Source organism: Flavobacterium sp., assembly GCF_035456085.1.
Lineage (GTDB): Bacteria > Bacteroidota > Bacteroidia > Flavobacteriales > Flavobacteriaceae > Flavobacterium.
Map to the genome: position 1 here is coordinate 1 of NZ_DATIDY010000124.1, position 14837 is coordinate 14837.

Annotated in this window: 18 protein-coding genes; 17 read left to right on the forward strand and 1 reads right to left on the reverse strand. The window is 32.7% G+C overall.

All coding sequences use genetic code 11. The features are described from left to right. Positions 1-173: 173 nt before the first annotated feature. Positions 174-2057, reverse strand: a complete 1884-nt coding sequence (gene dnaK, locus VLC96_RS09435; RefSeq protein ID WP_325262402.1) for a molecular chaperone DnaK — start codon at positions 2055-2057, stop codon at positions 174-176. A gap of 479 nt (positions 2058-2536) precedes the next feature. On the opposite strand from dnaK, the gene VLC96_RS09440 reads away from it, so the two are divergent. The 17 genes from VLC96_RS09440 (at position 2537) to VLC96_RS09520 (ending at position 14712) form a co-directional block, all read left to right on the forward strand. Further along, positions 2537-2971, forward strand: a complete 435-nt coding sequence (locus VLC96_RS09440; protein WP_325262405.1) for a hypothetical protein — start codon at positions 2537-2539, stop codon at positions 2969-2971. Between the two features lie 112 nt (positions 2972-3083). Further along, positions 3084-3629, forward strand: a complete 546-nt coding sequence (locus VLC96_RS09445) for an NADPH-dependent FMN reductase (RefSeq protein ID WP_325262406.1) — start codon at positions 3084-3086, stop codon at positions 3627-3629. 2 nt (positions 3630-3631) lie between these two features. Next, entirely contained in the window at positions 3632-4093 is a 462-nt protein-coding gene (locus VLC96_RS09450) for an SRPBCC family protein (RefSeq protein WP_325262408.1), read from the forward strand. A 162-nt stretch (positions 4094-4255) separates the two neighbouring features. Further along, positions 4256-4711 carry a MarR family winged helix-turn-helix transcriptional regulator gene (locus tag VLC96_RS09455; RefSeq protein WP_325262410.1) on the forward strand — a complete coding sequence of 152 codons (456 nt, stop codon included), beginning with the start codon at positions 4256-4258 and terminating at the stop codon, positions 4709-4711. A gap of 8 nt (positions 4712-4719) precedes the next feature. After that, positions 4720-5352 carry an NAD(P)H-dependent oxidoreductase gene (locus VLC96_RS09460; RefSeq protein WP_325262412.1) on the forward strand — a complete coding sequence of 211 codons (633 nt, stop codon included), beginning with the start codon at positions 4720-4722 and terminating at the stop codon, positions 5350-5352. 39 nt (positions 5353-5391) lie between these two features. Beyond that, positions 5392-5958: a YceI family protein gene (locus VLC96_RS09465; RefSeq protein ID WP_325262415.1), complete on the forward strand. Its 567-nt coding sequence runs from the start codon at positions 5392-5394 to the stop codon at positions 5956-5958. A gap of 388 nt (positions 5959-6346) precedes the next feature. Next, positions 6347-6913 (forward strand): YceI family protein, encoded by a 567-nt coding sequence (locus tag VLC96_RS09470; protein ID WP_325262417.1) that lies wholly within the window; start codon positions 6347-6349, stop codon positions 6911-6913. 270 nt (positions 6914-7183) lie between these two features. Continuing rightward, complete coding sequence (locus VLC96_RS09475; protein WP_325262419.1) at positions 7184-8584, forward strand: anthranilate synthase component I family protein; 1401 nt, start codon at positions 7184-7186, stop codon at positions 8582-8584. A 10-nt stretch (positions 8585-8594) separates the two neighbouring features. Continuing rightward, positions 8595-8984, forward strand: coding sequence for a tautomerase family protein (locus tag VLC96_RS09480; protein ID WP_325262421.1), 390 nt, complete (start codon positions 8595-8597; stop codon positions 8982-8984). Between the two features lie 5 nt (positions 8985-8989). Beyond that, positions 8990-9436, forward strand: coding sequence for a putative periplasmic lipoprotein (locus tag VLC96_RS09485; RefSeq protein ID WP_325262423.1), 447 nt, complete (start codon positions 8990-8992; stop codon positions 9434-9436). A 52-nt stretch (positions 9437-9488) separates the two neighbouring features. Continuing rightward, positions 9489-10055, forward strand: a complete 567-nt coding sequence (locus VLC96_RS09490; protein WP_325262425.1) for an anthranilate synthase component II — start codon at positions 9489-9491, stop codon at positions 10053-10055. A 106-nt stretch (positions 10056-10161) separates the two neighbouring features. Beyond that, positions 10162-11010 carry a c-type cytochrome gene (locus tag VLC96_RS09495; RefSeq protein ID WP_325262426.1) on the forward strand — a complete coding sequence of 283 codons (849 nt, stop codon included), beginning with the start codon at positions 10162-10164 and terminating at the stop codon, positions 11008-11010. Positions 11011-11052: 42 nt separating this feature from the next. After that, complete coding sequence (locus VLC96_RS09500; RefSeq protein WP_325262428.1) at positions 11053-11460, forward strand: GNAT family N-acetyltransferase; 408 nt, start codon at positions 11053-11055, stop codon at positions 11458-11460. Positions 11461-11523: 63 nt separating this feature from the next. Beyond that, the gene (trpD, locus tag VLC96_RS09505; protein ID WP_325262430.1) at positions 11524-12516 is read left to right on the forward strand and encodes an anthranilate phosphoribosyltransferase; all 993 of its coding nucleotides are present in this window, start codon (positions 11524-11526) and stop codon (positions 12514-12516) included. A 7-nt stretch (positions 12517-12523) separates the two neighbouring features. Then, the gene (locus tag VLC96_RS09510; protein ID WP_325262432.1) at positions 12524-13204 is read left to right on the forward strand and encodes a hypothetical protein; all 681 of its coding nucleotides are present in this window, start codon (positions 12524-12526) and stop codon (positions 13202-13204) included. A 5-nt stretch (positions 13205-13209) separates the two neighbouring features. After that, positions 13210-13989, forward strand: a complete 780-nt coding sequence (gene trpC / locus VLC96_RS09515; RefSeq protein WP_325262434.1) for an indole-3-glycerol phosphate synthase TrpC — start codon at positions 13210-13212, stop codon at positions 13987-13989. A gap of 87 nt (positions 13990-14076) precedes the next feature. Then, positions 14077-14712, forward strand: a complete 636-nt coding sequence (locus VLC96_RS09520) for a phosphoribosylanthranilate isomerase (RefSeq protein WP_325262436.1) — start codon at positions 14077-14079, stop codon at positions 14710-14712. Positions 14713-14837 lie beyond the last annotated feature (125 nt).

Genomic DNA, 14837 nt, shown 5'->3' on the forward strand with positions numbered 1-14837 from the left:
TTCTTTTATCGGTCCAAAATTTTTAACTATTAACTTTTCCATTTCTTGTTTTCTAATTACAATGTAAATATAACAAAAAAACCGAGCCATTTCTGACTCGGTTTTCATATCAATTATGTTTTCGAACGGTAAAGACAGACTGCAGTCCATCTCTACAACGTCACAGAAATAAATTATTTTACTTCTTCGAATTCAACGTCTTCCACATTGTCTCCTTGTGCTTGCGCTTGTGGCTCAGCAGCAGATTGAGCTTGTTCTCCTTGAGCGTACATGTTTTCTGTAGCTGTTTTCCAAGCTGTATTAACATTGTCTAATCCTTTTTGGATAGCCTCAAGGTCTTGAGATTGGTGAGCCATTCTCAATTCAGTCAAAGCATATTCGATAGCTGTTTTATTTTCGTCAGATAATTTATCTCCAAGCTCTTTCAATTGAGACTCAGTTTGGAAAATCATAGAATCAGCTTCGTTCAATTTTTCTGCTCTTTCTTTTGCAGCTTTGTCAGCATCAGCATTTGCTTCAGCATCTTTCTTCATTTTTTCGATTTCTTCAGCTGTCAATCCAGAAGAAGCTTCGATACGGATATCGTGAGATTTTCCAGTTCCTTTGTCAGTTGCAGAAACTTTGATGATACCATTAGCATCAATATCAAAAGTTACTTCAATTTGAGGAACTCCTCTTGGTGCTGGTGGAATACCATCTAAGTGGAAACGACCGATAGTTTTGTTATCTGCAGCCATTGGTCTAGCTCCTTGCAATACGTGAATTTCAACAGATGGTTGAGAATCAGCAGCAGTAGAGAATACTTGAGATTTTTTAGTTGGGATAGTTGTGTTAGCTTCAATTAATGTAGTCATAACTCCACCCATAGTTTCGATACCTAAAGATAAAGGTGTAACGTCAAGTAACAATACATCTTTTACGTCTCCAGAAAGAACTCCACCTTGAATAGCTGCTCCAATTGCAACAACCTCATCAGGGTTAACTCCTTTAGATGCTTTTTTACCGAAGAATTTCTCAACTTCATCAACGATTTTTGGGATACGAGTAGAACCTCCAACCAAAATAACTTCGTCAATATCAGAAACAGATAAACCTGCGTTTTTCAATGCTTTAGCAACTGGTGCCATAGAACGTTTAACTAATGAATCAGTTAATTGCTCAAATTTAGCACGAGTTAATTTTTTAACTAAGTGTTTTGGTCCTGAAGCAGTAGCTGTTACATAAGGCAAGTTGATTTCAGTTTCTGCAGAAGATGACAATTCAATTTTAGCTTTCTCAGCAGCTTCTTTGATACGTTGCAATGACATTGGGTCAAGACGCAAATCGATACCTTCTTCAGCTTTAAACTCATCAGCTAACCAGTCAATAATTTCGTGGTCAAAATCATCACCTCCTAAGTGTGTATCACCGTCTGTTGACAATACTTCAAATACACCGTCACCTAATTCAAGAACAGAAATATCAAAAGTACCTCCACCTAAATCGTAAACAGCAATTTTTTGATCTTTTCCTTTTTTATCCAAACCATATGCCAAAGCAGCAGCTGTAGGTTCGTTAATAATACGCATTACTTTAAGACCAGCAATCTCTCCAGCTTCTTTAGTAGCTTGACGTTGTGCATCATTAAAATAAGCAGGAACAGTAATAACCGCTTCTGTAACTGTTTGACCTAAGTAGTCTTCAGCAGTTTTTTTCATTTTTTGAAGTGTCATTGCAGACAATTCTTGTGGAGTATACAAACGACCATCGATATCCACACGTGGAGTATTGTTATCACCTTTAACTACAGAATAAGGAACTCTTTTCGCTTCTTCAGTAATTTCAGCAAATGTATGTCCCATAAAACGTTTAACAGAAGCAATCGTTTTTGTTGGGTTAGTTACTGCTTGTCTTTTTGCAGGATCACCCACTTTAATTTCTCCACCTTCAACAAAAGCGATGATAGATGGTGTAGTTCTTTTTCCTTCTGCATTAGGGATAACAACAGCTTCGTTACCTTCCATCACAGAAACACAAGAGTTTGTAGTACCTAAATCAATTCCGATTATTTTACCCATTTTTAATATATTTAATTTTTATGTATACTCATTTTTATAACTCGAAGACTAAAAAGCAATGACTATGCCAATATAAATCATAGTCTGAAATTGTCAGTTTATACTAAAATTGACCGATATAATATGACAAACTGACATTTTACAATAAACTTATAACGTCAGTTATTTAAGTCATTTGGGCAAGACCACATTAGGAAAAGGGGCTTATCTGCCATGCACTTATTCGCCCCCTTTCCCTAATGCGGTCGGGCTATACGCACTACTTCGGTAGTTTGCTTCTATCCCTCTTGTATTTTGAACCCATATTTGTGATCGTAAATTATCTTTGATAGAATTAGAAATAGTACTTTAAATTAAAGATTTTTAAAATTATACGTAAACAATTACATAATTACCATTTATCATTTATAACTTTCTAATATTTAAACAATTAACAAAATTTTATTTATCTTTGTGTTAAACTTTTTAACATTATGAATATGAAAAAAATAACATCATTATTAGTTTTTGCATTATTGTTGAGTTTTGCAAGCGTTTTTGGCCAAGCAAGAAAAGAACTTAATTTCGGGCTTTTGGGAATTAATTATGAAATTCCTGTACATAAGAATATTACAATTGCTCCTGGTGTCGGAACCAATTTTGATTTAGATTGGGTAAATATTGGAGTTAAAGGAAATTATTATTTTGATAATGCATTTGGAATTACTGATCCTGCTTGGGATGTCTATGGCGGTGCAAATGTTGGATACTCTATTTACACTGGTGACAACGATAACGATGACAGTGACGTTGATTTCGGTCTTCAAGTGGGTGGACGTTGGTTTTGGAATGAGAAATGGGGTGTATATGTAGAGATTGCCGGTGGAAGCGTTTCTGGTTTATCTCCAGGAATTGGTTTAACTGTAAAATTATAATAGTACTTTTTTATAATACTCAAAGCCCTGAAGTAACCTTTAGGGCTTTTTGATTTAATTAAAAACGTTGGGTGAAATTCTTTTTAAAAATAAACTATATATACCCGATAAAATGACAAAAAAGATAACTGTATTCGTACTTATAGGAAGTGCAAGCAAAAATTCAGCCAATGAAAAACTAGTGCAACATTTTACAGCATTAACCAAAGACATTTTTGAATTAAACATTTTTAAAGACCTAAAAACACTTCCGCATTTTGATCCAGACCTCACAACAGCCTTCCCTCCCACAGAAATAATCGAATTTAGAGAGAACATTGAAAAAGCAGATGGAATCCTAATTTGTACACCCGAATATATTTTTAGCATTCCCAGTGGACTAAAGAATGCTATTGAATGGTGTGTCGCTACAACAGTTTTCACTGACAAAACCATTGGACTCATAACTGCCTCTGCAAGCGGAATAAAAGGACACGAAGAATTGCAATTGATAATGAGAACTGTTATGGCAAACTTCACTCCAGAAACTACTTTATTGATTCAAGGGATAAAAGGAAAAATAAACGAGCAGGGAAATTTTACAGATGAAAATACAAAACATGAATTTATTAAATTTACTAATGCCTTTAAAACTTTAATAAATGATAAAACAATTTAGCTATGGCAACAGAAATTATTACGACAACCCCAAATAGTGAAATTGTAAGTACGAGAATTGTAAAAGCCCCTAGAGAGCTTGTATATCGTGCCTGGACAGAACCAGAACATCTCAAAAAATGGTGGGGTCCTGCTGGATTTACAAATACTTTTAATGAGTTTGATTTTCGGGTAGGCGGAAAATGGAATTTTATTATGCACGGTCCAGACAAAGGAAATTATACAAATGAATGTGAATTTATTAAAATAGAAAAACCTTCATTAGTAGCGTGGAAACGTTATTCAAAACCATTATTTCAGGTATTGGCTACATTTGAAGATATATCTGAAGAAGAAACTAAAGTCGTTTTTAAAATGCTTTTTAGTTCGATTGAAGAATGCAATAAATTAAAACCTTTCATAGTTGACAAAAACGAAGAAAACTTTGATAGGCTTGAAACCGAATTAAAAGCAATGGCTCTTTAATAAAATAAACTTTTGTCTATAATTTCAATTAAAATATAAAATATTAAAAACCAATTTATTAATTTGGTAAAACTTTTTAATTAACAAAAACTTAACATGACGTTTGTATATACAAATATAAAAAGTGTTACATTTGTACCAACAAATAAACATCGTTTGGTAATGAAAATAGAGGATGAATTAAAAAGTACGATTGAGTACACCAAACCGACAAGTGTCATTTTGAATGTACTATTAACAGAAAACGTAATTACTGAAAGTTTTAACGAAATACTTAAACCTTATGATATTTCGGGAGAACAATATAATGTATTACGAATTTTGAGAGGCCAAAAAGGACAACCCGCAAATATGTGCATTATACAAGAACGCATGTTAGCAAAAACGAGTAACACAACGCGATTAGTAGACAAATTATTATTGAAAGAATTGGTTACCCGGAATGTTTGCCCAGATAACAGAAGAAAGATTGAAGTTTTAATTACGCAACAAGGATTAGATTTATTGACCGAATTAGATCCTAAAGTAAAAGGACACGCAGATTTTTTTGCCAACAATTTGACTCCTGAAGAATTAGAACAACTAAATATATTATTAGAAAAATACCGAACTAAATAATTACAACTATGAGCAATTTTTTGAATAATCAAAATTGGAGATATGCAACAAAGAAATTTGATGCTACTAAAAAAGTCTCAGCAGAAGACTTAAATACATTAAAAGAAGCTATTCGTATGAGTTCTTCTTCATACGGTTTGCAACCTTATAAAATAATCATCGTAGAAAATCCGGAGCTAAGAGCGCAACTACAACCAGCAGCTTGGGGACAATCACAAATTGTAGAAGCTTCTCATTTACTAATTTTCGCAAATGACACTAATGTTGGAGATGATGCTATAGATGATTTTATAAATAACATCAGTATTACAAGAGAAACTCCTCTTGAATCTTTAGCAGGATACAGTGACTTTATGAAATCTAAAATTTCAACATTAGAACCAGCTGTTAAAAATGTTTGGTCATCAAAACAAACGTATTTAGCTTTAGGAAATTTACTAAATGCTGCAGCCGAACTAAAAATTGATGTAACTCCAATGGAAGGATTTGTACCAGCACAAGTAAACGAAATATTAGGCTTAGACAAATTAAACCTTAACGCTTCTTTAATTGCAACTGTAGGCTATCGTCATGAAGAAGATGCTACACAATTTCAGAAAAAAGTTAGAAAATCACAAGAAGACTTATTTATAACTTTATAATTTTTAATCAATTACTAATTAATATTTTAAACAACAAACATGAAAAATTTAAAAACAATCGCTTTAGCATTCGTAGTAGCTTTATCAACAGTAGTAGCAACTGCTCAAACCAAAAAAATTGACGTAACAAAAAGTAACATCAACTGGGTTGGAAAAAAAGTAACTGGTCAACATAACGGAACTGTAGCTTTCAAAAGTGGAGCTTTAGTATTCAAAAAAAATGTTCTAACTGGAGGGAATTTCGTTGTTGATATGACTTCTTTGACAGCTACTGATCTTACAGGTGAATACTTAGGAAAATTAAACGGTCACTTGAAATCAGAAGATTTCTTTGGAACTGAAAAATTCCCAACTTCTACTTTAGTTTTCAAAACTATTGCTAATAAAGGAAATGGTGTATATGGTGTTAATGCTGATTTAACTATCAAAGGAATTACTAAACCTGTTGCTTTTGATCTTACTGTGAAAGGAAACACTGCTTCTATAGCTTTCAATGTTGACAGAACTAAATACGATATCAAATACAATTCTAAATCATTCTTCGAAAGCATTGGTGACAAAGCTATCTATGACGAATTTGAATTGACAGTGAACTTAACATTTTAATTTTAGAATTTTTAATGGAAAGTACCCTCAGCATTGCTGGGGGTATTTTTTTTGTATTAAAACCAAATGTTTTATATGAAACTGAATTTGCATGAAGGATGGAAATGGCATCCTTTTATTTCCTTCTTTAGGAAAGAAAAGATATAATGGACAGCCTGACCTCGTTACCAAAATGCTGATAAAAAAAACAAAAGTTGAATAACGAGGGCATGCCCAAAAAGCACTTCTTTTTTAAATAATGTTTTGAAAATAAGTAAAATACATTTATTTAAACTAACTTTATGTAGGATTTATATTCGTTCAGATGTAAAAATCTTTAATTCATTGATTCATTTTTCCCTTAAAGACATCGACTTCACTTTTTTATATTAATTTAATTCAGGAAATTATGAGAAACTTAAAATCACTTAGTCTTGTTTTATTACTTCTTTTTTCATTTGAGGTAGGAATTGCACAAACCTATAAAATTAATACTTCCAAAAGTATCATTAAGTGGGTTGGGAAAAAAATCACTGGCGAACATGAAGGAACGGTAAATTTCAAAGATGGTTATCTTGTTTTTAAAAACAAAAAAGTTACTGGTGGAAGTTTTACCGCAGATATGACAACTTTATCAAATACAGATCAAACCGGAAGTTCCAAACAAAAGCTGGAAACCCATTTGAAATCTGAAGATTTTTTTAACACGGCAAACAATACTACTGCAACATTAGTATTTAAAAGTATTGCAAATAAACCAAACAATACTTATCTCGTTACTGCCGACTTGACTATCAAGGGAATTACAAATTCTATTCAGTTTGATTTGGTTGTAGTTGGCAAAAAGGCTACTGCCAATCTGACTATAAACCGAACTAAGTACGATATTAAATATGGTTCAGGCAGCTATTTTGATGATTTGGGAGATAAAACTATTTATGATGATTTCGAATTAAACGTGGTTTTAATATACTAACTATTATAATTTAACAAAAAACGAAAAAAATTATCTTTTTTTTTCATTCATTATTTTTGTCAAAATAAATTTCATTTATATATTTGCAAAACAACAAACAGAATATGAGAACAATAACAAACAATACTTGGTGGTGGAACAATTTACGTCAAACGTCGTGAAGTAAGCTCCTATAGTATTATTTGAAACTATAAATAAAAAAAGGCTTGTCATCACGACAAGCCTTTTTTTTATTTTCAAAACAAACAAACTTTCAAAGCCATATAAAGAATGACAACTTATAAACTACAAACCAACTACAAACAAATACTTGCCGATACGATTACGCCGGTAAGTATTTATTTCAAAATCCGAGATAAATTCCCGAATAGTTTATTACTGGAAAGTAGTGATTATCACGGTAACGATAACAGTTTTTCGTATATCTGCTGTAATCCAATAGCTTCGATAAAAATTGAAAACGAAACCGTTTACAAAACCTATCCTGACGGAACTTCAGAGACAATTTCTATTGATGGAAATACTGACATCCCGAAGATAATTCAGGAATTCTCAGGTCAATTTCAATCGGATAAAAACAATTTTAAATTCATTAATAATGGACTTTTCGGATACATTTCGTATGATGCCGTCCGTTATTTTGAAAAAGTAACAATTGCCAAAAAAGAAAACAGCAATTCAATTCCTGATGTATATTATGCAGTGTATCAAAATATCATCGCCATTAATCACTTCAAAAATGAAGCTTTCATATTTTGTCATAGCTTAGATGGCAGAAATAACATTTCTGAAATTGAACAACTTTTACAATCCAGAAATATTGCTTCTTATAAATTCACCAAAGAAGGTGAAGGTTTTTCAAATTTAACTGATGAAGAATTTAAGCAAAACGTGGCTCTGGCAAAAAAACACTGCTTCCGTGGAGATGTATTCCAATTGGTTTTATCCAGAAGGTTTACACAAGGTTTTAAAGGTGACGAATTCAATGTCTACAGAGCTTTACGAAGCATTAACCCATCCCCTTACCTATTTTTCTTTGATTATGGAGATTTCAAAATTTTTGGTTCTTCGCCCGAAGCGCAAATTATTGTAAAAAACCGAAAAGCCGAAATTCATCCAATTGCCGGAACTTTCAAAAGAACTGGTGATGACGAAAAAGATGCTGTTCTTGCCAAAAATTTATCTGAAGACAAAAAAGAAAATAGCGAACATGTGATGTTGGTCGATTTGGCCCGAAACGATTTAAGCCGAAACGGACACGGTGTTCAAGTAGAAAAATACAGAGAAGTTCAGTTTTTTTCACATGTAATCCATTTGGTTTCCAAAGTAACCGGACATTTACATGAAGAAGCCACAACGATGCAAGTAGTGGCTGATACTTTTCCAGCAGGAACTTTAAGTGGCGCCCCAAAACACAGAGCAATGCAATTAATCGAAGATTACGAAAAAACAAACCGTAATTTCTATGGAGGGGCAATTGGTTTCATGGATTTTGAAGGCAACTTTAATCACGCCATTATGATCCGAACTTTCCTGAGCAAAAATCATCAATTGCATTCACAAGCTGGTGCAGGAATTGTCGCCAGTTCGGATGAAGAAAGCGAAATGCAGGAAGTTTACAATAAATTAAGAGCTTTAAATACTGCCTTGGAAATGGCCGAAAACATTTAATTAAATCAAAATGGGACAAATTAAGATATTTGGTATAAGAGAAAATCTTCATCCGATTAAAGAAAAAGTTTCTGAAATTCTTAGCGAATGTATGTTTGAAGCCTTTCAATTCCCAAAAGAAAAAAAGGCGCATCGATTTATTTATATCGAGGAAGATAGTTTTATTTATTTCGAAGGAAGAACATCAAAACATACCATTATAGAAATTAGCGCTTTTGAAGGAAGAAGTGTTGAATCTAAAAAGAAACTCTATCAACTTATATTCGAAAAATTTGAAACCAATTTAGCGATAACTCCAATGGATGTTGAGATTACAATTTTTGAAACACCGTTACACAACTGGGGAATTCGAGGAAAAAGTGCAGATGAATTAACTTTAAATTATAAAATCAACATCTAAATAAAATGAAAAATTACGTTCTATTTTTAATTGCTGTTTTACTTTTAGCTTCATGTGAATCAAAAAAAGAATCAAATACACTTCCTTTAGCAGGTACTTGGCGATTAATATCAGCAACTGCAACCGAAAAAGATTCAACTTATTCGACTTTTAATGCTAAAACCAAAATGATTAAAATATTAAATGAAACACATTTTGCTTTTTTTAATCATGATTTAAATAACGGAAAAGACAGTACTGCAGTATTCTTCGGCGGTGGCGGAAAATATACACTAAAAGATAGTGTTTATACTGAACATCTGGAGTATTTCAACAACCGCGCTTGGGAGAACAATACGTTTGAATTTGTTGTAAAAATTAAAAATGACACTCTTATTCAAAAAGGAGTTGAAAAAGTAGAAAAATTAGGCGTTGACCGAATAATTATCGAAAAATACGTTCGGGAAAAATAATCATTTGAAAAATTAAAATCCTTAAATTTTTCAATTTTAAAAACATAATAAAATGAAAAAAATATTAGTCATAGACAATTACGATAGCTTCACTTATAATTTAGTGCATTATCTGGAAGATTTAAATTGCGAAGTAACCGTTTATAGAAACGACGAATTCGATATTGACGAAATTGCACATTTCGATAAAATATTACTTTCTCCAGGTCCCGGAATTCCGGATGAAGCTGGATTATTAAAAGCCGTTATCCAAAAATATGGTGCTACCAAAAGTATTTTCGGTGTGTGTTTAGGTCAACAAGCCATTGGAGAAGTATATGGAGGAACACTTTCAAATTTAGATAAAGTATATCATGGCGTTGCCACAAATGTAAAAACTGTTGTCAACGATGAATTGTTGTTTGAAGGATTAGAGAAGGAATTTGAAGTAGGCCGCTACCATTCTTGGGTTGTTGACACAAATTTACCAGATGTTTTAGAAGCAACCTCTTTTGATGAAAACGGTCAAGTAATGTCATTAAGACATAAAACATATGATGTAAGAGGTGTCCAATTTCATCCTGAAAGTGTTTTGACACCTAATGGAAAAAAGATGTTAGAAAATTGGGTTAATTCGTAGAGACGTTGCAGTGCAACGTCTAAACCGTGAAAACGTTAATCCAAAATCGATAAACATTGTGGGAGACGTTGCAGTGCAACGTCTCTACAATTGAAATTCAAAAAAAATGAAAATAACCAAAATCCATATAACCCTTTTTTGTCTTTCTGTTCTTGTTCTTTCTTCTTGCAATCAAAAGAAAGAGCAAAAAGTCGAAGGCACAAACACTACTGTTTTCCAACCAGAAACAGGGATCGATTTATTGGATTTACAAGCAAAAAACAAATTAGGAAAGGACACGATTATAACCATTATTAATGATCCTGTTTATCACAAAACAAAAAAATATCAGGCTGTAAATGCTTTGAATGTTTTAAAAAAAGAAATTGATTTAAGTAAAATTGATATCAAAAACACCAAAATAGTATTTGAATGCATCGATGGTTACAAACCTGAAATGCCTTTGGAATTGTTTTTAAATACAAAACCTTTTTTAGCTTTTAAGGATATAGAGGCACCAAAAGGTTCTAATTGGGAGAAAATAATCAAAGATGGCAATGAGATGAATGCTGATCCTTTTTATTTAGTTTATGAATCAGTTTCAGAAAAAGACATTCGTTATAAATGGCCTTATAATTTGATAAAAATTCATCTTAAACCATCGAATGAATCAACAAAAGAGTTGTTTCCTTCAGATAATAAAGAATTAGAAATTGGCTATAATTTATTTCAAAAACAATGCATCACTTGTCATTCTATCAACGGAATTGGAGGAACTATGGGTCCTGAATTAAATTATCCAAAAAGTATAACTGAATACTGGATTGAAAAAGAATTGGTTGATTATATCGTAGATCCGGCTTCTTTCAGAAATAAAGTTAAAATGCCAACACTTGGAATCACAAAACAGCAGTCACAAGAAATTGTTGATTATTTGAAATACATGTCTAAAAAGAAAATAGAAGTTAGAAAATAGAGTTAGAAGTATAAAAACTTAGAATCTTAGCAACTTAAAAAAATGAATATAACCATTTCTGAAACAAAAAATATCAATATTGACGATGTTCTTCTTCTTTACAAAGCTAACAAATGGAGTTCAGCTGAAAAGCCAACTCAATTATACAATGGTTTATTGAATTCCGAGACACTTATCACGGCTTGGGAAGGTAAAAAACTAGTGGGGCTTGGAAATGCAATTTCAGATGGACATTTAACTGTCTATTATCCGCATTTATTAGTGCTTCCAGAATACCAAGGAAAAGGAATTGGGAAAATGATTTTAGAAAAATTACAGGAAAAATATCGAGATTTCCACATGCAGATGTTAACCGCAGATGGAAAAGCCATTGATTTTTATAAAAAAAATGGTTTTGAACGAGCAGGAAACACAGAACCTATGTGGATTTATCAAGGAAATGAACATTAAAAATTTAAAGACGTTACGGTAGAGACGTTGCAATGCAACGTCTCTACATAAACAAATAAAAAAATGAAAAACATATTAAACCGATTAATCAATCACGAAATACTTTCAAAGGAAGAAGCCAAAAATGTATTGGTAAATATCTCTAGCGGAAGCTATAATCCAAGCCAGATTTCAGCTTTTTTGACCGTATACATGATGCGAAGCATTAGCATAGACGAATTGGCAGGCTTTCGTGAAGCCTTGTTAGAATTGTGTGTCCGTGTCGATTTATCTGCTTACAACACCATTGATTTGGTTGGTACTGGTGGAGACGGAAAAGATACTTTTAACATTTCCACTTTGGCTTCCTTTATTACCGCAGGAGCTGGAGTAAAAGTTGCTAAACACGGTAATTACGGGGTTTCTTCAATTTCTGGTTCAAGTAACGTAATGGAAAAATTGGGAGTTAAATTCAGCAATGATCCTGATTTTATAGAAAAATGTGTGGATCAGGCTGGAATCGCCATTTTACACGCTCCTCTATTCCATCCAGCGATGAAAAATGTTGGACCAATTAGAAAAGAATTAGGTGTAAAAACCTTTTTTAATATGTTAGGTCCTTTGGTAAATCCTTCATTTCCTAAAAACCAATTGTTGGGGGTTTTTAATCTTGAAATGGCTAGAATGTATGGCTACTTATATCAAAATACAGATGTCAATTATATTATTTTACACGCTCTTGATGGATATGACGAAGTATCGCTGACAGGACCAACAAAAATAATAAGCAGTACTAAGGAAGGTATGTTAAATCCTTCAGATTTTGGTGTTAGACAATTGTTACAAAGCGAAATTGAAGGCGGAAAAACAATTGAAGAATCAGCTGAAATGTTTTTGAATATTATTTCTGGAAAAGGAACCGAAGGTCAGAATAATGTAGTCTGTGCCAATGCGGCAATGGCAATTTCTACTGTAAATGGAATTCCTCTTTTAGAAAGTTTTGAATTAGCCAAAGAGAGTTTATTCTCTGGAAAAGCTCTTTCGGCATTGAATAAATTGAAAGAATTAAGTAAATAGCAAAGTCATGGCTTTTGAATTAAAAAATGTAGTTCCTTGGGGACGGACTTTAGAAGAATACATCCAAATATTCAAACTGACAGATTCCGATTTAAAAGGAAAAATTATCAGTTTTGGAGATGGCCCTGCAAGTTTTAATTCACAGATGGCAAAACTTGGTAAAACGGTAATTTCATTAGACCCTGTCTATCAATTTACAGAAAGTGAACTGAAACAAAGGATCAACGAAACAAAGGAAACTGTTATTGAGCAAATGAAAGCTAATCAGGAAAATTTTGTTTGGAAAAATATCAAAAACGTGGCTGAATTAGAAAAAATTCGCATGGAAGCGATGTCTAACTTTGCTAATGACTTTGAATTGGGAAAAGAACAACAACGCTATGTTTACCACGAATTGCCAAATGCAACAAAATACGAACCACTCGAATTTGATTTGGGTTTAAGTTCTCATTTCTTAATTCTGTATTCACAATTGGGATTGGATTTTCATCTCGAATCAATTACAGAAATGTTGAGAATCTGCAAAGAAATAAGAATATTTCCGATAGTGAATTTAAACGCTTTGAAATCAGAAGTTTTAGATGATATAATTGCCCATTTTAAAACCGATTTCACCGTAAATATTGAATCTTCAGACTATGAATTTCAAAAAAACGGAAACCAAATGTTAGTTATTAAAAGAAAATAAATAAAATGAATATTTTAGATAAAATCATAATCGACAAGAAAAGAGAAGTTGTTCTTAAAAAATCCATCATTCCGGTTTCACAATTGGAATCTTCCGTTTTCTTTGGAAAAAAGACCATTTCTTTAAGTCAAAATTTAAGAAATAGCAACACAGGAATTATTGCCGAACACAAACGCCGTTCCCCTTCAAAATCAGTTATCAATCATGGTTTTACTGTTGAAGAAGTTGTAAAAGGATATGAAAATGCTGGAGCTTGCGGCATTTCAGTTTTAACCGATGGAAAATATTTTGGTGGTTCTTTGGATGATTTATTATTAGCAAGAGCTTCGGTAAATGTTCCGCTTTTACGAAAAGAATTTATCATCGACGAATACCAAATTTTAGAAGCCAAAGCCCACGGAGCCGATTTAATCCTGCTTATTGCAGCCGTTTTGACAAGAGAAGAAATCAAATCCTTATCTGAATTTGCCAAAAGTTTAAACTTAGAAGTTTTATTGGAAGTTCACAACCAGCAAGAATTAGAAAAATCTATCATGCCAACATTAGATATGATCGGAGTAAATAACAGAAATCTAAAGACTTTCGAAGTAAGTTTGGATTTTAGCAAACAATTGGCTGACCAAATACCAAATGATTTTGTAAAAGTCTCCGAAAGCGGTATCTCATCAATTGAAGCTATCAACGAACTAAAACCTTACGGCTACAAAGGATTTTTGATTGGAGAAAACTTTATGAAAACGGATAATGCTGGCAAAGCGGCAACGGAATTTATTAATCAGCTGTAAGCTTTGAGCCATGGGTTTTAGGCTCTGGGCCGATTGCCCAATGCCGATTGCCCATGGCTCGTGGTTCATCGCGCAAAACAAATAAAAATGAAACTCAAAATCTGCGGCATGAAAAATCCTGAAAATATATTCGAAGTAGGCTCGCTCCTACCCGATTATATGGGATTTATTTTCTGGGAAAAATCAGCTCGATATTTTGACGGAATTATTCCAGAATTGCCCAAATCAATTAAAAAAGTAGGCGTTTTTGTCAATGCCACTTCGGAAGAAATTCTAACAAAAGCTGAAAAATATGATTTACAGGCAGTTCAGCTTCATGGTAACGAATCGGTTGATTTTTGTGAAAACTTAAAAAAAGTACTGCCAAAAGAGATTGAAATCATAAAAGTTTTTTCAATTTTAGATACCTTTGATTTTGAAGTATTAAAACCCTTCGAACCGGTTTGTGATTATTTTCTCTTTGATACCAAAGGAAAATTACCTGGTGGAAATGGAACTACTTTCGACTGGAAAGTATTAGAAAACTATCCTTCTACCAAACCATTTTTCCTCAGTGGCGGAATTGGAATTGAGGAAATGAGTGCTGTAAAAGAAATTTTAAAAACCAATTTACCCGTTTATGCCATTGATGTAAATAGTAAATTTGAAATTGAACCGGGATTAAAAAACATACAATTATGTACAGACGCGATTTATCGCGTCTCGTCAAATAAAGATAATTAACATTAAGAGACGCGATAAATCGCGTCTGTACACAAAATAAAAATAAAAATAAATGAGTTACAACGTCAACGAAAAAGGCTATTACGGAGAATTTGGGGGAGCCTACATACCTGAAATGCTCTATC